Here is a 19,084-nt window from a genome sequence, read left to right as displayed (position 1 = left end):
CATCTGCAATTTGGAAACTACTTCTTCGCCGACAAATAAACCCCAATCAAAATAATAAATGCTCCAAAAAACTGAACAGGAGTCAGCATTTCATTATCCAATAATCCCCAGAAGAAAGCAACTATTGGAATCAAATACGTTACCGAAGTTGCAAAAACAGGTGAAGACATTTGTATCAGTTTAAAGAAAAGAATGTTTGCGATTCCAGTTCCTATAACTCCAAGAACCATTATAAACAAAATCGAATGTTGTACTTTGGCCACATGGATTACTTCAAAAAAACCAGAAAAAATTAAAATGAGAAAAGTGGGTATAACTAAAAAAGCAAAATTTCCCGTGGTAATACTCAATGGACTCAAATCATGAAGATATTTTTTCAGCAAATTGACATTGACAGCGTAACAGATAGAAGCAATTATAACCAAAATGGCATAGTAATAGTTTTGTTCCGGATGGTTTATAGCTCCATTAAAAACTAAAAGCATACTTCCCAAAAGTCCTATAAACACTCCCCAAACCTGATTTTTTTTGAAATTTATCCCAAAAGCCATCGCTCCCAAAATCAATGTATTTAATGGAGTCAAGGAATTAAGAATGGCGGTTATGGAGCTGTCTATTTCTGTTTCTGCAATGGCAAAAAGATAGGCTGGGATGAATGTTCCAAACATGGAAGTAAGTGCAATATATTTCCATTTTTGCTTTGGGATTTTCATCAGACTTTTGAAACCTATCAATAACAGAAAAACGGCTGCAAATAGGATTCGCAAGGAGCCCAGCTGCAAAGCGCTCAATCCTACTAATCCTTTTTTTATTAATATAAATGAACTTCCCCAAATCAAGGCAAGAATCATCAAGTAAACCCATTTCAATTGTCGTGCATTCATAAATCTAAATTTGCCCCAAAATTGTAATAATTTTATGAATTACTGTTCCTTTTTTTTCGTTAATTTTGCAACTGATTATTAAGTAATTAATTTAAATCTCATAAAAATGAATTTCACAAAATCAATAGCAGCGGTAGCAATTGCAAGTTTTTTGTTTATTAGCTGTAAAAAAAATACTTCAGAAGTTGCTAAAAACGTTATGAACAGAACAGAAACTACTGCTCCAAAAGTTAAAAAGGAAATTGCAGCCGCTAATTTGCAAACAGCAAGTTTCAAGGTAGAAGGAATGACTTGCGCTATTGGCTGTGCCAAAACCATACAAGAAGAATTGACAGAACTTGACGGTGTGCAAACAGCGACAGTAGATTTTGATAAAAAACTGGCAACTGTAACTTTTGACAAAACGGTTCAAAATCCTGAAAACTTAACTAAAGTAGTTCAAGCGACAGGCGATGGAAAAACATACAAGGTTTCGAATATGAAATCGTAATCGAAATTACTATATAAAGAAAGCTTCTCAATTGAGAAGCTTTCTTTATTGAACCATATAAGAAATTGAAGGTCATTTAAGAATTGCTTGAATGATAATTATCAATAAGCTTATTTGTTCTTAAATGTTGTTGTGGTTAAAATTGTTTTTATTGAACTTTTTATAAAAATCATTTCCACTTTAGTGTTTCCATGAGCTTTTGCATGTCGTTTCTAACATAGCTTGCCGCCGGCATAATAGAATCAAAGTTGGGTTTTGCATAGAAATAAACGGAGCCCGTTACAAAATGCTTGGTGCTATCGGTTGCATAGAATTGGGAGTTCGTTGCTGCATTTCCATCAACCTGATAAAACATTCCATATACTTTCTTGGTAGGATTTAAATAAGGCTGTTCTAATATGTCATCTGCTTTTATGACGTGTTCGTAGGTCAGTTTTTGGGCATCTCGCAGCAATTTTGCGATATTATTGTTCACGGGTTTATACGTCAAATAAATCGTGGCTTTCATTTTTGGGTACGTGATAGTAAATCCGCAATCTTTTTCTCCTTTGATAACCGCTTCTGAATTAATTTCGAAAGCGAATGGACATTCATTTTCAAAACCTACATATTTTGCCTCGGGATAATCCAATCGTAAATGGCTTGCTGGCTTTGGTACAACGTCATCTTTGCAGCTAAAACTTAAAAATGACGCCAATATTATTGTTGAAAAAGTGATTATTTTTTTAAACATTTTTAATTATTCAATCGTTACTTTTATTTGTTTAATTCTTTTTTTGTCAACCGCTTCTACCGTGAATTGGCAGTTTTCAAAAGAGATTTTTTGATCTTTTTTTGGAAAATTCCCTAAAATCTCAAGAATAAATCCGGCCAATGTCTCCGCTTCTCCTTTTTTAATTTCGAATAACTCTTCCTCAACGGCAATAATTCTATAGAAATCTTTGAGGTTTGTTTTTCCTTCAAAAATATAATTTTTATCATCAATCTGAGAAAAATTAAGGCTTTCATCATCAAATTCATCACTGATGTCGCCTACAATTTCCTCGATTACATCTTCAAGAGAGACCAAACCTGAAGTTCCGCCATATTCATCAACAACAATGGCCAAATGACTTTTCATACTTTGAAAATCTTTTAGCAAATTGTCTAATTTTTTATTTTCAGGAACAAAAAATGGTTCTCTTAATAAGGTCTTCCAGTCAAATTCATTGGTGTTTATATGAGGTAATAAATCTTTGACAAACAAAACGCCTTCAATCTGGTCAATATTGTCTCGGTAAACAGGAATTCTGGAATATCCTTTTTCTATAATTTTTGGACAAATAACTGAAAAAGATTCTTCTATTTCTAAAGCGAAAATATCTATTCTAGGGCTCATCACTTGCTTGGTGTCTGTATTCCCAAAACTCACAATTCCTTCTAATATTTTTTGCTCTTCAGATGAGGTTTCATCTGAGTCGGTAAGTTCTAATGCTTGTGATAATTGATTTACTGAAAAATTAGTCTTTTGTTTCCCCAATTTATTATGCAAATATATTGTTGCTGCTCGCATTGGCAGACTTAAAGGCGAAAGCAATTTATCAAGTGCTGCAATAGGGTAAGCAATCAACTTGGCAAACTTGATATTGTTTCTGCTGGCATATACTTTTGGTAAAACCTCGCCAAATAGCAACAATAAAAAGGTAACGACGATTACTTCCAGAATAAATTTTAAAACGGGTGAAGTTACAGCGGCAAATAAATTTTTCCCAACAAATGAAAACAGGATTACTACGCCAATGTTGATGAAATTATTGGCGACAAGAAGTGTAGCTAATAGCTTTTTGGGTTTTTCTAAAAGATTACAGATAATTTTCCCTTTAGAAACATTTTCTTGTATTGTTTCGTCGATGTCTTTTTGTGACAGTGAAAACAAGGCTACTTCTGCTCCTGAAACTAAAGCAGAGCAAAATAATAAGGCAAATATCCCAATAAAACCAAATACTAAATCAGTATCAATGGCATAGGAAAAGAATAAACTGGGCTCTGGGTCCAAATTAAATAAGATTAGTTAAACAATCAAAACGGTAAATCATTGATAGGTAAATCGTTTTTTTCTGGGTCAAAGTTAGTGTTTTTTGTGGATTCCGAACTTTGAATTTGTTTGTTACTGTCGTTGTCCTTCTTTGTAGATAAAAAAGTAAACTCTGTAACTTGAATTTCGGTCGTGTATTTAGTAGATCCATCCTCAGCCTGCCACTGACGGGATTTTAATCGTCCTTCAACATATATTTTGTCACCTTTGGAAAGGTATTTTTCACAAAGTTCAGCCGCTTTATTGCGTACCACTAAATTATGCCACTCCGTAGAAGTAATTTTTTCATTGGTGGTTTTGTTGATGTATACTTCATTGGTGGCTAATTGAAATCTGCCGATACAGTTGCCTCCGTCAAAATAATGCATTTTGACTTCGTCACCCAAATGCCCTATTAGCATAACCTTATTTAAAGTTCCATTCATGATATTAAATCCTATTTCAATCAAAGATACATTATTTTTGCAATCTTATTTTATTCCTTTTCTATAAAATTATAAATCACGATAGGGAAGGGGAATGTTCTTAAAACGGCTTTATTTATTCCATTTTCAATACTTCCGTTTAGGTTGACTTTCCAAAATTTGATATGCAAATGTTGATGTGACAATTTATGAATGATACTTTTCTCGTTGTATTCTAACATACTTATAACAGTATTATCTTTAAAATAATCACCCTGAACAGCTTCACTTACATAATCAAAATCCTCTTCTTTTTCTGTTTCAATTAAAGGGAACTCATATAGATTATGCCATATTCCTTTATCCGTTCGTTTTTGAATTATGGTGTTGTCATTTTCATCTGCAACAACCAAATAATTAAAGTATCGGTTGCGAATTTTTATCTTTTTGGATTTTACAGGTAACTGATCGACTTTATTTTTTTGCAAAGCGGCGCAACTTTCGTTGAAAACACAACTGCCGCAATTCGGACTTTTAGGAACGCATTGCAACGCACCAAATTCCATAATGGCCTGATTGAATGTTGCAGGTTTGTCTTTTGGCATTAATTCGAAAGCCAAAGCAGCGAATTCTTTTTTGGCGGAAGCCTGAGCAATATCTGTTTCAATATCAAAATAACGGGACAAAACCCGAAATACATTCCCATCAACAACTGGGACTGTTTCGTTATAAGAAAAAGAAGCAATGGCCGCAGCGGTATATTCCCCAATCCCCTTTAATTTTAATAAATCAGCGTAGTTATCCGGAAATATTCCCCCTAAATCAAAGGCCACATATTGAGCCGTTTTATGCAAGTTACGGGCTCTGGAATAATACCCTAATCCCTGCCAGAGTTTCAAAACCTGTTCTTCATTGGCTTTCGCCAAATCAAAAACAGTAGGAAAAGCGGTTGTAAAAGATAAAAAATATGGCATTCCTTGGACTACTCGTGTCTGTTGTAACATGATTTCGGAGAGCCAAATTGGGTATGGATTGGTGGTATTCCTCCATGGTAAATCACGTTTATTTTGTAAATACCATTTTATCAGCACTTTAGAAAAATTCATCTTTAAATATTAGACTACAAAAGTAAAAGTTTATGTGATTAAAATTTAATGAATTAGCTTGAATATTTGTTTTTTAAATTCCTATATTTGCAAACTCAAAAAAATAGTACAACATAATAAAATAGGAAAGAAAATGACGAAAGCAGATATCGTAGCAAAAATTTCAGAAAAACTAGGTCTTGAAAAAGGAGATGTTCAGGCAACTGTAGAGACTTTTATGAATGAAGTAAAAAATTCATTAGAAACTGGAGATAATGTTTATTTAAGAGGTTTTGGAAGTTTTATTGTAAAAACTAGAGCAGAAAAAACAGGTAGAAATATCTCAAAAAATACAACAATAAAAATTCCTGCACACAATATTCCTGCATTTAAACCTGCAAAAGTTTTTGTTGAAGGAGTAAAAATAAATAACGAAGCAAAATAACATAATTAATTAATCATAAAATCTTCAAGATATGCCAAGCGGTAAAAAAAGAAAGAGACATAAGGTAGCGACTCACAAACGTAAAAAAAGAGCGAGAGCTAACCGTCACAAAAAGAAAAAGTAGTTTTAAACTACTTTTTTCTTTTTAAAAGTTCATTGAAATCGAAAGTTAGTAATCAGTATTCAGATTTTAGTATGCAGTTAACTGCAAACGCAACACTGCAAGCTGCCAGCTAATTTTCCCCGGGTTCAATACCTGTTAAAATATTGTTTAATCCATTTGTTCGCTTTGGCGAATAGATAAAAAATTTACAGTGTGAATAAAGAATTAATCATTAGATCTAGTTCTGAAGCCGTAGATTTTGCCTTATTAAAAGATGGAAAACTAATTGAATTACACAAACAGGAAGAAAAAAGCAATTTTCAAGTAGGTGATATTTTTATTGCCAAAATACGAAAACCAGTTGCCGGACTTAACGCTGCTTTTGTAAATGTAGGCTTCGAAAAAGATGCCTTTTTACATTATCATGATTTAGGACCAAATTTAGCTTCCCAATTGAAATTCATAAAACTTGTAAGCGCAGGTAAATTAAAAGATTTCTCCCTAAAAACCTTTCCGTTTGAAAAAGAAATAGACAAAGATGGTACTATTACTGATGTATTAAGTGCCAATCAATCTGTTTTAGTACAAGTCGTTAAAGAACCAATATCTACCAAAGGACCAAGAATTAGCGCTGAGCTTTCTCTTGCCGGACGTTTTATTGTTCTGGTTCCCTTTTCTGACCGTGTTTCTATTTCACAAAAAATAGAAGACAAAAAAGAAAAAGACCGTTTAAAACGATTAGTACAATCCATCAAACCAAAAGGATTTGGTGTTATTGTTCGCACAGTAGCCGAAGGCAAAAATACAGCCGAATTAGAAAAAGATTTGCAGAACCTGCTTAGCAGATGGACTGCAATGTGTAAAAAATTACCAACTGCTCATCATCCTTCCAAAGTATTAGGAGAACTCAACAGAGCCTCTTCGATATTGCGAGACGTTTTTAATGATACCTTTAGTGGTATTCAAATTGATGATGAAGAGTTGTACAACCAAACGAAGGATTATTTGCAAGAAATTGCACCTTCAAAACAATCAATTGTTAAGTTTTATCAATCAAACGATACGCCTATTTTTGAGAAATACAACATAGAGAGACAAATCAAAACATCCTTTGGGAAAACAGTTTCCATGAGTAAAGGGGCTTATCTTATTATCGAACACACTGAAGCTTTACACGTTATAGACGTAAACAGCGGAAATCGTTCTAATAAGGCCACTAATCAGGAAGACACCGCAATGGAAGTAAATATGATCGCTGCTGCCGAAATCGCTAGACAATTACGTCTTCGTGATATGGGTGGTATCATCGTAGTAGATTTTATCGATATGTCTAATCCAGAAAATCGTAAAGTTTTGTTCGAGTTCCTTAGGGAAGAAATGAGCGATGATAAAGCAAAACATAAAATCTTACCTCCTAGCAAATTTGGATTAGTTCAAATTACAAGACAGAGGGTAAGACCAGAAGTAAATATTAAAACTAGAGAAGAAGATCCAAACAATGAAAATGGCGAAATCGAAGCGCCAATATTAATCATTGATAAAATTGCTTCCGATTTAGAAAGAGTTTTAAAAAATCACAAAGAAGTGGTACTTAATGTACATCCATTTGTGGCCGCATACCTTACCAAAGGTTTTCCATCATTACGTTCAAAATGGTTTCTTGAACATAAAAAGTGGGTGAAAATCATACCTCGTGACGCTTACACGTACTTAGAATATCATTTCTACGACAAAAAAGAAAATGCTGTCATAGAATAAATTAATAACTCCTCAAGAAATTGGGGAGTTTTTTTTTGCTCTTTTTTTAGGAGCTATTTCCAGCTATACGTTACAATCTTTTATCCCTAAAAATCGGGATAAAAGGATTTTCACTTCAAACAAAGTTCACTGAGCTCCTATGAAAATAAACATTAAGTGAAGTAATCTGGGCTAGGGCGTTTGTGTAAATAGTATTATTTTCTTTTCTCAGCAAAAAACCGCTTCATCAACTCCGAAGCTTCATTTGCCATAATTCCAGAAACGACAGTTGTTTTAGGATGCAATTGCGTTCCCATTTTTGCAAAACCACGATTTTCATCAGTGGCTCCATACACAATTCTTGAAATCTGACTCCAGTACAAAGCTCCAGCACACATCTGGCAAGGTTCCAGTGTGACGTACAGCGTACAACCCATTAAATATTTCCCGCCAAGATAATTCGCAGCAGCAGTGATGGATTGCATTTCGGCGTGAGCCGTAACGTCATGAAGTAATTCGGTTAAATTATGACTTCTGGCAATGACTTTATTATCAATGACAATTACAGCGCCAACAGGAATTTCGCCCTTTTCAAAAGCCATTTCGGCTTCCTGCAAAGCTTTTTTCATGAAATATTCGTCGGTGAAAGGATTTATCATAATTGCAAAAATAAGGCTTTACAATTTATTTTTAAGTACATTTAAATATTGATATTCAAAAATGGAAAGAATGTACAAAATTGCGATGCCCAAACCTTGTAGCAAAAACTGGGATGAAATGACTCCAAAGGAAAACGGTCGTTTTTGCTTAAGTTGTTCCAAGTCAGTTATCGATTTTACTACAATGCTTCCTGATGAAGTACAGCATTTTTTCATTCAAAATCAAAACAAAAATATCTGCGGAAGATTTAGAAAATCACAATTAGATACGATAACAATTCATATTTCGAGTCGTGTTTTATTAACACAAACGCAATATCACAAAATGTTTTTATTGGCATTGTTTATCGCAATGGGAACCACTTTGTTTAGCTGTAAAGATAAAAATGGTAACAAGCAAAAAATAGATAAAGTAGAAGTTGTTAGCAAACTTGAATTAGATACCAATAGAATAATGATTGGAAAATCGAAATTCGATCCGAATGATAGTTTACACAACAACATTCCCCCACCGCCGCCACCTAAAACAACGCAAGTAAAATTTATAAAAACAAACAAATCTAAAATTAAAGCAAACTCCACCACAACTATATGTGATTCTGTTTCTACAAAAGTTCAGGAAGAGGAAATAATATACATGGGAGCGGCGATTTATACAGATCCTGAATTCAAAGGTGGTATAAAAAAATTCAAAGATTACATACAAAAAAATTATGTATTCCCTAAAAAAACAAAAGAGATAAATGGGGAAATCCTAGCTACATTCGTAATTGGAAAGGATGGTGGGTTAAGTGATATCAAATTAATAAAAGATATTGGAGACGGAATGGGACAAGAACTGATTCGACTTTTAGAAAAATCTGAAAACTGGATTCCTGGTTCTCAAAATGGAAAAATGGTACGTAATTTATTCTCGATAACACTGTTTATAAAAACCAACACCTTAAAAAAGTCATTTTTTACAAATAAATTTAATCACCGAATTGATTCTATAATCGTTACACAATAACCTTTTTGAATAAACTAAATTTCCACTATAAAATCGTAAATTTGTTTTTTTAGATCTCAATGAAAAACAGTTTACTTTCAAACATAAATAACCCAACCGATTTACGCCTGCTTCACGAAGCGCAACTTCCTCAAGTCGCTCAGGAATTACGTAATTTTATTATCGATATTGTATCTGTTAAAGAAGGGCATCTTGGTGCCAGTCTTGGAGTTGTAGAACTTACTATTGCTTTGCATTATGTTTTTGACACGCCAAACGATTTGTTGATTTGGGACGTAGGCCATCAGGCTTACGGACATAAGATACTGACGGGCCGAAGAGAAAGTTTTCATACCAATAGGCAACTCGGCGGTATTTCCGGTTTCCCAAAAAGAAGTGAAAGTATTTACGATGCCTTTGGCGTAGGACATTCCTCGACTTCCATTTCGGCGGCATTAGGAATGGCAATTGCTTCCAATTTGAAAGGCGATTACGATAAACAACATATTGCGGTGATTGGAGATGCCTCCATCGCATCAGGAATGGCTTTTGAAGGATTAAATCACGCCGGAGTTACCGATGCTAATTTATTGGTTATTCTTAATGATAATGCCATCGGTATTGATCCAAGCGTTGGTGCATTAAAAAAGTACCTTACTGCCGTAAAAGAAGGAAAAAACCCAAGGCAGAATAACATGATCAAATCACTAAATTTTGATTATTCAGGACCTTTTGATGGTCATGATATATTTGCCGTTATCAAAGAACTCAAACGCTTAAAAAAAGTAAAAGGACCAAAATTTCTTCATATCATTACCACCAAAGGCAAAGGACTACAACAAGCCGAAGAAAATCAGGTTAAATATCATGCTCCAGGGAAATTTGACGCAATTACGGGCGAAATTCATATAAAATCTGTAGAGAATTTACCTCCAAAATATCAAGATGTTTTTGGCTTGACCGTATTAGATTTGGCTAAAAAGAATGAAAAAATTATAGGAATTACACCTGCAATGCCTTCGGGAAGTTCTCTCAAATTCATGATGGACGCACTACCGAAACGCGCTTTTGATGTGGGAATTGCAGAACAGCACGCCGTTACATTAGCCGCTGGAATGGCCACGCAAGGCATGGTTGTTTTTTGCAATATTTATTCTACTTTTTTGCAAAGAGCATACGACCAGGTGATTCATGATGTAGCTTTGCAAAATTTACCGGTTATTTTTTGTTTGGACAGGGCAGGATTAGTGGGTGAAGATGGAGCCACGCATCACGGGGTTTTTGATTTAGCTTATTTACGTTGCATTCCTAATATGATTATTTATTCTCCGTTGAATGAAATTGGATTGCAAAATATTTTATATACCGCACAATTAGGATTAAACAACCCTATTTCTATTAGATATCCTCGTGGTCGTGGGGTGATTACTAATTGGCAGTCTAAAAATTTTGGAAAATATGAAAAAATAGAAATTGGTAAGGCAATTTGTCTCCAAAAAGGTTCTAAAACAGCTGTTTTATCTAATGGAACTATTGGGAACAATGTTACTTTGGCAATAGCCAAAATAAAGTATCCAGAAACAATTGCGCACTATGATTTTTCTTTCGTTAAACCATTAGACGAAAGATTATTACATAATATTTTTATGGAATTTATAAATATAATAACAATTGAGGATGGTGTTATTAAAGGTGGATTTGGCAGTGCCATTCTAGAGTTTTCTTGTTCATATAATTACAATTCAAAAATTAAAATACTGGGTATTCCGGATGAATTTATTGAACAAGGAACTGTTGATGAATTACAACAATACTGCAAAATTGACGTTAAAAGTCTAGAAGTGCTTTTTTCAAATTATTAAAATAATTATTTGCACCCTTAAATTTATCCGCCTTATAATGAAATTACTGCCTTACAATCTTCTTTTCTTTATATTCTCAATCGTTACAAATAGTTTTTGCCAAGAGACCATATTACCTGAACTTCTACCTGTAACAACGCTTGTAAAAGTTACTGCATATGAACCATTAACAGTAGAATTAAATATACAACCATCAAAACCATTTATTCCATTATCTCATTGGACAAAAAAAAATACCTTAGGATTTTACATTTCTGAAATTGCTTTTGTTAATTGGAGTGCGGGTGGAACCAGTTCCGTATCAGGTTTGATCAAAGGGGATTTTTCAAAAGTTTATACAAGAGAAAATTATAAATGGTCAAATGAACTTATTGTTCGCTATGGCTTAAATAAGCAAGACGGAATCGAAGTCAGAAAAACAGATGATGCGCTCCAATTAAATTCTACATTTGGCTATCGCCAAGACACTATTTCAAATTGGTATCATTCAGCTAAGTTTAACTTTAACTCTCAGTTTACAAATGGTTATTCGTATCCTAATACAGAAATTGCTATATCAAAACCATTTGCACCCGCTTATATTTTCTTAGGAGTAGGGGCTGAAAATATAATTAAGGAAAAGAAGAGAACGTTTTATATTTCGCCTTTTACATTTAAGAAAACGTTAGTTTTAGATCAAAGACTGGCTAATCAAGGGGCTTTTGGTGTTACTAAAGCGGTTTATGACGCAAACGGCATTTTAATTATGGAAGGGAAAAGATCTAAAACTGAACTTGGTTTTTTGATGACCAGTTTTTATAAAAAAGAAATTTTTAAAAATATCAATTTAGAAAACCGATTGAGTTTATATTCTGATTACATCAATAATTTTGGTAATGTCGATGTGGATTGCGATTTAATATTAGATTTAGTTGTAAACCAATATGTAAAAGCAAATATTGGGACACGCATCGTTTATGATGACGATATAAAATCTAAAAAAGAAGTTGATGGCACTCAAGTTACTCAAGGACCTAAAGCGCAACTAAAACAAATGTTAGGAGTAGGAATTGTGTATGTTTTTTAAATAATCATCCTAAAACAAGTTGACAATAATGTTCAATTTATTTTAGGACGTTACTCATTTTAATATTAATGCGCCTCTAGCCAATCTTTCCCGGCTCCTAAATCGACATCTAAAGGTACATCGAGTTTAAAGGCATTTTCCATCTCTTGTTTGATCATTGGTTTGATTTTTTCCAATTCACTATTGTGAACATCAAAAACAAGCTCATCATGAACCTGTAAAAGCATTTTGCTTTTCCAATTTTCCGAAGATAATTTTTCATGAATATTGATCATTGCAATTTTAATGACATCCGCTGCACTTCCCTGAATGGGTGCATTTACAGCATTTCGTTCCGCACCCCCGCGAACTATTGCATTTTGGGAATTTATGTCTTTTAAATAACGACGACGTCCAAGAATAGTTTGAACATAGCCATTCTCTCGTGCAAATTCTATTTGTTCCTGTATGTAGGACTTCAGTCTTGGGTACGTTTTGTAATAAGCGTCAATCAGTGCTGCGCTTTCGCTTCTGGATAAAGAGGTTTGATTGCTCAGTCCAAAGGCAGAAACTCCGTATATAATTCCAAAATTCACCGTTTTCGCATGACTACGTTGTTCTCGCGTAACTTCTTCCAAAGGAACATTGAATACTTTTGAAGCCGTAGATTTGTGAATGTCTTCCTGATTTTGAAAAGCTTTTATCATGTTTTCCTCACCACTTAAAGCAGCAATAATTCTCAGTTCTATCTGAGAATAATCGGCAGAAACAATCGTGTGATTTTCATCCCTGGCAACAAATGCTTTCCTGATCTGTTTTCCTCTCTCTGTACGAATAGGGATGTTTTGTAAATTTGGGTTATTAGAACTCAATCGCCCAGTTGCGGCAACCGTTTGCATATAATCCGTGTGGATACGATTTGTAATTGTATCTACCTGAAGCGGCAGGGCTTCAACATAGGTGTTTTGTAGTTTTATCAATTGGCGCCAGTCAAGAATATCTTTTACAACTGGGTAATCAGTGGCTAAATAGCTCAAAATTTCTTCTCCGGTAGCGTATTGGCCCGTTTTAGTTTTCTTTTGTTTTAGACCGCCAATTTTTAATTTATCAAACAAAATGTCACCGAGCTGTTTTGGCGAAGCCAAATTAAATTTCTCTCCGGCTATTTCAAAAATAGTTGTTTCTAATACTTTGATATCTTCATCCAATGTTTTTGAAAGGGATTTCAAGAAATCAACATCCACACGAATTCCTTCCTTTTCCATATCCGCTAAAACTTTTACTAATGGAATTTCTATTTCTTCAAATAATTTTTTGGTACCTGTTTTGTCTAATTCTAAGGTAAATATTTCCTTAAGTTGCAAAGTGACATCGGCATCTTCAATAGCATATTCTTTGATTTCTTCGAGTTCAATATCTCGCATTGATTTCTGGTTCTTCCCTTTTTTTCCAATTAAAGCTTCAATAGATTTCGGTGAATATTTTAAATACGTTTCGGATAAAATATCCATATTATGACGCATATCCGGATTGATCAGATAATGTGCAATCATGGTATCGAATAGTTTTCCTTTTACAGTAATGTTATAATTAGAAAGAATTTTTAAATCATATTTTAAATTTTGTCCAATTTTCTCGATGTTTTCATTTTCGAAAAATGGAATAAACTTCTCGGCTAAAGTTTGTGCTTCTGCTTGATTTTCTGGAAACGGCACGTAAAAACCTTTTCCTTTCTCATAGGAAAATGAAATTCCAACCAATTCTGCATGCAAGGCATTTATACCAGTTGTTTCGGTATCAAAACTAACAGAAGATTGGTTTTTTAAATTTTGAAGCAGTAATTTAATTCCCAAGTCACCTTGAATTATCTGATAGGAATGCTCCGTATTTTCTAATGTATTGTAATATTTATGACGTGTTTCTTCAGTCGTATCCTCTGGAATTGTGCTCCCAAAAAGATCGAATTGTTCTTCATTTTTAGGTTGTATTTTTTTGTATAATTTTGTATCATCAACAGTGTTATTTGTCGTTGCATTTCCATCTTTTTTAAATATGGCATCAAATTGTTCAGCCATTCTACGGAATTCCAGTTCGTTGAAAAGGGCGTCTGTCTTTTCGACATCAGGAGTTGATAATTCATAATCTGTTTCATCAAAAACGACGGGACAATCTAGTAATATGGTTGCTAAAGTTTTAGATAATAATCCCTTTTCCTTATTTGCTTCAATGTTCTCTTTCATTTTCCCTTTTAGCTTGTCAGTGTTGGCTAAAAGGTTTTCCATGGTTCCAAATTCTTTCAAAAGTTTCTTGGCAGTAACTTCGCCTACGCCGGGCAGTCCCGGAATATTATCGGCTGTATCGCCCATCATTCCAAGAAAGTCAATTACTTGATCTGGTCGTTCGATTTCAAATTTTGCCAGAACCTCAGGAATTCCCCAAATTTCTATTCCATTTCCCATTCGGGCGGGTTTGTACATAAATATGTTTTCAGAAACCAATTGTGCAAAATCCTTATCTGGCGTAACCATAAAAACTTTGTAGTTCTGTTTTTCAGCTTGTTTGGCAATAGTCCCAATTAAATCGTCGGCTTCATAACCTTTAACTTCAATAATGGGAATATGCATCGCTTTTAATAACTCTTGTATGTAGGGAATGGCAATTTTTATGGCCTCAGGCGTTGCATCACGATGGGCTTTATATTCTGGAAATATATCATTCCTTAACTGGCTTCCCCCATTGTCAAAAGCTACCGCTAAATGATCCGGTTTCTCTCTTTTTATTACATCCATTAAGGAATTCATGAACCCCATAATGGCTGATGTATCCATTCCTTTTGAGTTAATTCGAGGGTTTTTTATAAAAGCGTAATAACCGCGGAAGATTAAAGCATAAGCATCAAGAAGGAAAAGACGTTTTTGTTGTGACATGATTGTGATTTTGTAAAGTTTTCAAAAGTACAAAACTTGTCAGATAAAGGAGTGACAGATTGAAATAATTCTTCCTTATTCTTGTCTTGCCGCTATTTATTTAAACACGACTGTTGGTAAAAAAGCAGTTCTAAAAAATTGAAAATTATTTAATTGAAAATCATTGATGTTATTTATTTATCAGAAAAATATCAATAAATAATTTATTGTATAAATAAACAGTTTATTTTTGTAGGAAATTAATAATATTTTACGAAATATCGTGTAGTTAATCGATTAAATAAGCATTTAACCGAGGTAATTCTTATTTTTGTAAAACAATTTTGAACGCCGATTTCGGTTCTTTTATTTAATCTTTTATTCGTTTGTTATGAAAAAAAATTACTCTGCTAAAAAGGTATTACAAGCCTGTCTATTATTTTTCATGATAATCACGACAAATTTGTTTGCTCAAGTGGGAATTGGAACATCAACTCCAAATGCGAGTTCAATTTTGGACTTAACATCTTCAACGCAAGGGCTGTTAACCCCAAGAATGACGACAGCGCAGAGAATAGCTATTTCATCTCCAGCTGATGGATTGATGGTTTATGATACAGATTTGAAATCATTTTTTCACTATGATACCAGTATTTCTGCTTGGGATAAAATTAACACGGATGCTAATTATGGTAGGACTAAATTTAAACGAATAAAATCTACAGATGTTTTAGCAACTGTTTTGGCAGCAGAAAAAAGCGCCGGAGGTGATAAATATCGTTTGGATACCGGTACATTGTATGAAATTAACGGGACAATTAATCTTGATTGGCCGATAGAATTAAACAATGCTTATGTTATTGGTTTAGATTCTGGAGAGGATAAATTGGTTAAAGCTAGCGGAGATCTTTTTGTGGGAACAACAGGTGGGTCAATTAGGGGATTAACTTTGGTGGCATCAGCAGGAAATGTTTTTAATATTTCAGGGCCAGAAGCTATAGGGGCTCAAACACAAAATTTAATTTTAAGAGATGGTGTTATTGCCAATTCAGCTAATGTAGGTCTTATCAAAGGTTTTTCAATGGTATTTGTGAGTATTATACAATATGTTGGTAATGCAAAGGGAATTATTTATCAAGACATTAAAAAGTTGTTGATTAATAATGCAGGTTGGTTTGGAGGTAGCTTGCCTCTGGGTAATTCTGGAACTTATGAAACAATTCAAGGCACGTTTGACTTAGTGCAAAAACAAGGTGGTTTCAGTGAAGTTTCGGGGACGAGTGTTGGCTTTGATGTATCGTCCAATCCAACAATAACAGGAGATGCTGTTATGGAAACAGTTGTTTTTACTGGACTCGGAAAATATGTAAATGGATATGCCGCCGGAAGTTATACGGGATATAATTTTAATGGTTTTTGGTCCGTACGTTCAACAGGAATTCCAAATGAGGGGGATTCTTTTACAACTGGTAATTTATATTTGAATAGAGCAGCAACTCCAGTAGCCGCAATACAATTTACAGATCCGGGTGTAGCCTATAAAATTCCGGGAACCACAATTGCTACGAATTTGTTTAGAATGGATGGCGCGACCAATAATCGTTTATTATATTTAGGTAGAAAATCAAGAACATTTACGGTAACTGCTTCAGTTTCCTTCGAAGGTGCAAATGGTAATACTGATCTTTTGTTTTATTTTGTAAAATTTGCTTCTGATGGAAATACTTCTAAGCCCATAACTTCATCAGAGACTTTTATAGATTCCAATACTGCAAATGTGCAAAGTTTTTCTGTTTCAGGAACCATAAATCTTGTTAATGGTGAATATGTTGAATTGTATGCACAGCGGTTAAATGGTACAAATAAAATATTTACATTTCGTTCATATAATATGTCAATGAAATAAAATAAATAAATTTACAGCTTATTAAAAACCGCATTATTTTTAAACTAAATATTACGGTTTTTTTTGAGATACATATTTTCGAGTTACAGTTGCGTTTTTAAGTTTTAATCAACCGTTAAATTTTAACCAATACTAATCTGTTTTAATTAATTGTTTTGTTATTTTGTCTAAAATTTGATAGAAATGATTTTTAGAATACTATTATTATGTATTGTCCTTCTTATTATTGAACTTTATGCATTCCAAGCATTACGAACTTTGATAAAGGTGAAATGGGTTTTGGTTTCTTATCAAATTCTTAGTTTGCTGCTTTTTATATTTATTATTTATTCTTTCATGCAATTTGATCGCTCAGTAGGACAAACTAAGCAAACTATGTTCACTATGGGTTTGGTGCTTTTAGTATATGTTCCAAAAATGGTTTTAGCTCTAGTATTGCTTGGTGAAGATATTTTTAGAATGGCAGCTGGCTCCGTAAATTATTTTATTAAGAATAATGATAAAACCACTTTTTTTGCTTCAAGAAGAAAATTTGTAAGTCAGGTTGGATTAGGATTGGCGGCAGTTCCTTTTTTGTCTTTAATATATGGAGTGACCGTGGGTAAATACAATTACAAGGTTATCAGACAGCAGATATTTTTTCCTGATCTGCCAGATGCTTTTGATGGTTTTACCATTACTCAAATATCAGATGTTCACAGCGGAAGTTTTGATAATCCCGAGAAGATAAATTATGCTATAGATTTAGTCAACGAACAGAATTCGGATATGATTTTATTCACCGGTGATATTGTCAACACAGATGCGAAGGAAATGCATCCCTGGATAGCAACTTTTAATCGAATAAAAAAACATGAGTATGGTAAATATTCGGTTTTAGGGAATCATGATTATGGTGAATATATAACTTGGCCCACAGAAGCTGCTAAAGAGAAAAATTTTCAGGATATAAAAAATCTTTACGGACAAATTGGTTTCAAATTAATGTTGAATGAGCACACCTTTATTGAAAAAGGAACCGATAAAATTGCATTAGTTGGTGTTGAGAATTGGGGACAGAATTTCAAAAAAGCCGGTGACATCAGTAAAGCTTCCGAACAATTAAATAAGGAAGATTTTAAAATCTTGATGAGTCACGATCCAAGCCATTGGGACTATGAAATCAAAAATCACGATAAAAACTTCCATCTTACATTATCCGGACATACCCATGGAATGCAATTTGGAATAGAGATTCCAGGTTATTTCAAATGGAGTTTGGCGCAATATGTTTATACACAATGGGCTGGTTTGTATGAAAATTTAGGACGATATGTTTATGTAAATAGAGGTTTTGGCTTTCATGCGTATCCAGGAAGAGTAGGAATTATGCCTGAAATTACAGTCATTGAACTAAAAAAGGGTAAGGCTATCGCTTAATTCGTTAAAAATGTTACATTTGTATAATAATTATCTCTTTTTAGTAAATTTAGAAAATTAAATTTTTGGTTTTATGTCAAAATTTGGAGAACTTATAAACACACAAATTCCTGTGTTGATTGATTTTTATACGGATTGGAATGAATCATCAGTTTCGATGCATCCTGTTATTAGAGATGTTGCGGCCGCTCTTGGTGATAAAGCCAAAGTTATAAAAATTGATGTGGATAAAAATCAGGAATTAGCCGAAGCTTTACGAATAAAAGGGCTTCCTACTTTAATGATTTATAAAGAGGGTTTAATGATCTGGAGACAATCTGGGGAGTTAGATGCTAATACGATCATTAACCTTGTTCAAGAGCAGTTATAGTATTGTCACTGACTTGTCTTATTTTATAACTTCACAGACAAAATTGTTTTCTTTTAAGTAGACTAAGGTTTTGGGTAATACATATTCAAGGTTTTTGAAGGCTTTTATACTGTCATGAAAAACAATTATACTTCCAGATCTTACATTGGAAAGTACATTTTCTAAGCATTTTTCTCGCGATAAAGTGGAATCAAAATCTACACTGAGAACATCCCACATTATTATTTTATAACCTAATTGTTGTATCGCTGTCGCTTGTGATCTTTTTATCTTGCCATATGGTGGACGAAAGATTTTAGAATGCAGATTGTTGATTGCAAATTGGTGAATAGTTTCCTTACATCGTTCAAAATTTGCTAAATACCTTTCGGTTGTTGTTTTCCATCCATTCAAATGATTGAAGGTGTGATTTCCAACAGCGTGTCTTTCACTAATTACTTTTTTGAATACTACAGGGTGTTTGACAATATTATCACCAATACAGAAAAACGTTGCTTTAACATTGTGTTTCTTTAATACTTCTAAAACCCATTCGGTAATTTCGGGTGTGGGACCATCGTCAAAAGTAAGGTATATTTTATTTTCAGTATTGGGAAAATCCCAACTATAGTTTGAAAATAGTTTCTTTATAATCCAGTTTGTTTTTACCCAAAGAAAGTTCATCTTTTTATTTTTAAAAGTAAAAAAAAAATAGCGACATTTTTCAA

Annotated in this window: 17 protein-coding genes; 9 read left to right on the top strand and 8 right to left on the bottom strand. The window is 33.6% G+C overall.

Annotation, left to right across the window (positions count from 1 at the left end; translation table 11 throughout):
• Positions 1 to 17: 17 nt before the first annotated feature.
• Positions 18 to 884: a DMT family transporter gene (locus C4S35_RS04325; protein ID WP_103998996.1), complete on the bottom strand. Its 867-nt coding sequence runs from the start codon at positions 882 to 884 to the stop codon at positions 18 to 20.
• Between the two features lie 106 nt (positions 885 to 990).
• Here C4S35_RS04325 and C4S35_RS04320 point away from each other — a divergent pair, with 106 nt between their 5' ends.
• A complete protein-coding gene (locus C4S35_RS04320; RefSeq protein ID WP_103998995.1) occupies positions 991 to 1,374 on the top strand; it encodes a heavy-metal-associated domain-containing protein in 384 nt (127 codons plus the stop codon).
• 169 nt (positions 1,375 to 1,543) lie between these two features.
• On the opposite strand, the gene gldD is transcribed toward C4S35_RS04320, so the two are convergent.
• Genes gldD through mutY form a run of 4 tightly spaced genes read right to left on the bottom strand, consistent with a single transcriptional unit; the run spans position 1,544 to position 4,958 of the window.
• Entirely contained in the window at positions 1,544 to 2,107 is a 564-nt protein-coding gene (gene gldD, locus C4S35_RS04315; protein ID WP_103998994.1) for a gliding motility lipoprotein GldD, read from the bottom strand.
• A gap of 6 nt (positions 2,108 to 2,113) precedes the next feature.
• A complete protein-coding gene (locus tag C4S35_RS04310; RefSeq protein WP_103998993.1) occupies positions 2,114 to 3,409 on the bottom strand; it encodes a gliding motility-associated protein GldE in 1,296 nt (431 codons plus the stop codon).
• 23 nt (positions 3,410 to 3,432) lie between these two features.
• A complete protein-coding gene (locus tag C4S35_RS04305; protein ID WP_103998992.1) occupies positions 3,433 to 3,873 on the bottom strand; it encodes a single-stranded DNA-binding protein in 441 nt (146 codons plus the stop codon).
• 50 nt (positions 3,874 to 3,923) lie between these two features.
• Positions 3,924 to 4,958, bottom strand: coding sequence for an A/G-specific adenine glycosylase (mutY, locus tag C4S35_RS04300; protein WP_103998991.1), 1,035 nt, complete (start codon positions 4,956 to 4,958; stop codon positions 3,924 to 3,926).
• Positions 4,959 to 5,079: 121 nt separating this feature from the next.
• On the opposite strand from mutY, the gene C4S35_RS04295 reads away from it, so the two are divergent.
• Together C4S35_RS04295 and C4S35_RS04290 are read left to right on the top strand one after the other, a co-directional pair.
• Entirely contained in the window at positions 5,080 to 5,382 is a 303-nt protein-coding gene (locus tag C4S35_RS04295) for an HU family DNA-binding protein (protein WP_465254609.1), read from the top strand.
• A gap of 316 nt (positions 5,383 to 5,698) precedes the next feature.
• On the top strand, positions 5,699 to 7,243 hold the full coding sequence (locus C4S35_RS04290) for an Rne/Rng family ribonuclease (RefSeq protein ID WP_103998990.1): 1,545 nt from the start codon (positions 5,699 to 5,701) through the stop codon (positions 7,241 to 7,243).
• Positions 7,244 to 7,437: 194 nt separating this feature from the next.
• Here C4S35_RS04290 and C4S35_RS04285 read toward each other — a convergent pair whose 3' ends face one another.
• Positions 7,438 to 7,881, bottom strand: a complete 444-nt coding sequence (locus C4S35_RS04285) for a nucleoside deaminase (RefSeq protein ID WP_103998989.1) — start codon at positions 7,879 to 7,881, stop codon at positions 7,438 to 7,440.
• Positions 7,882 to 7,942: 61 nt separating this feature from the next.
• Here C4S35_RS04285 and C4S35_RS04280 point away from each other — a divergent pair, with 61 nt between their 5' ends.
• Genes C4S35_RS04280 through C4S35_RS04270 form a run of 3 tightly spaced genes read left to right on the top strand, consistent with a single transcriptional unit; the run spans position 7,943 to position 11,797 of the window.
• The gene (locus C4S35_RS04280; RefSeq protein ID WP_103998988.1) at positions 7,943 to 8,890 is read left to right on the top strand and encodes an energy transducer TonB; all 948 of its coding nucleotides are present in this window, start codon (positions 7,943 to 7,945) and stop codon (positions 8,888 to 8,890) included.
• Between the two features lie 59 nt (positions 8,891 to 8,949).
• Complete coding sequence (locus tag C4S35_RS04275) at positions 8,950 to 10,731, top strand: 1-deoxy-D-xylulose-5-phosphate synthase (protein WP_103998987.1); 1,782 nt, start codon at positions 8,950 to 8,952, stop codon at positions 10,729 to 10,731.
• A gap of 37 nt (positions 10,732 to 10,768) precedes the next feature.
• Positions 10,769 to 11,797 (top strand): DUF3078 domain-containing protein, encoded by a 1,029-nt coding sequence (locus tag C4S35_RS04270; protein WP_103998986.1) that lies wholly within the window; start codon positions 10,769 to 10,771, stop codon positions 11,795 to 11,797.
• 65 nt (positions 11,798 to 11,862) lie between these two features.
• Here the strand turns inward: C4S35_RS04270 and polA are convergent, their stop codons facing one another.
• The gene (polA, locus tag C4S35_RS04265) at positions 11,863 to 14,703 is read right to left on the bottom strand and encodes a DNA polymerase I (RefSeq protein ID WP_103998985.1); all 2,841 of its coding nucleotides are present in this window, start codon (positions 14,701 to 14,703) and stop codon (positions 11,863 to 11,865) included.
• A 370-nt stretch (positions 14,704 to 15,073) separates the two neighbouring features.
• Here polA and C4S35_RS04260 point away from each other — a divergent pair, with 370 nt between their 5' ends.
• The 3 genes from C4S35_RS04260 to C4S35_RS04250 all read left to right on the top strand — a co-directional run bounded on the left by C4S35_RS04260 (position 15,074) and on the right by C4S35_RS04250 (position 18,377).
• Positions 15,074 to 16,588, top strand: a complete 1,515-nt coding sequence (locus C4S35_RS04260; RefSeq protein ID WP_103998984.1) for a hypothetical protein — start codon at positions 15,074 to 15,076, stop codon at positions 16,586 to 16,588.
• A 183-nt stretch (positions 16,589 to 16,771) separates the two neighbouring features.
• A complete protein-coding gene (locus C4S35_RS04255) occupies positions 16,772 to 18,007 on the top strand; it encodes a metallophosphoesterase (RefSeq protein WP_103998983.1) in 1,236 nt (411 codons plus the stop codon).
• Between the two features lie 73 nt (positions 18,008 to 18,080).
• On the top strand, positions 18,081 to 18,377 hold the full coding sequence (locus tag C4S35_RS04250; protein ID WP_103998982.1) for a thioredoxin family protein: 297 nt from the start codon (positions 18,081 to 18,083) through the stop codon (positions 18,375 to 18,377).
• Positions 18,378 to 18,395: 18 nt separating this feature from the next.
• Here the strand turns inward: C4S35_RS04250 and C4S35_RS04245 are convergent, their stop codons facing one another.
• Positions 18,396 to 19,040 (bottom strand): polysaccharide deacetylase family protein, encoded by a 645-nt coding sequence (locus C4S35_RS04245; RefSeq protein WP_103999103.1) that lies wholly within the window; start codon positions 19,038 to 19,040, stop codon positions 18,396 to 18,398.
• Positions 19,041 to 19,084 lie beyond the last annotated feature (44 nt).

It is taken from the genome of Flavobacterium urumqiense (genome assembly GCF_900108015.1).
GTDB classification, from domain to species: Bacteria; Bacteroidota; Bacteroidia; order Flavobacteriales; family Flavobacteriaceae; genus Flavobacterium; species Flavobacterium urumqiense.
This window is presented reverse-complemented; position numbering and strand designations above follow the sequence as displayed.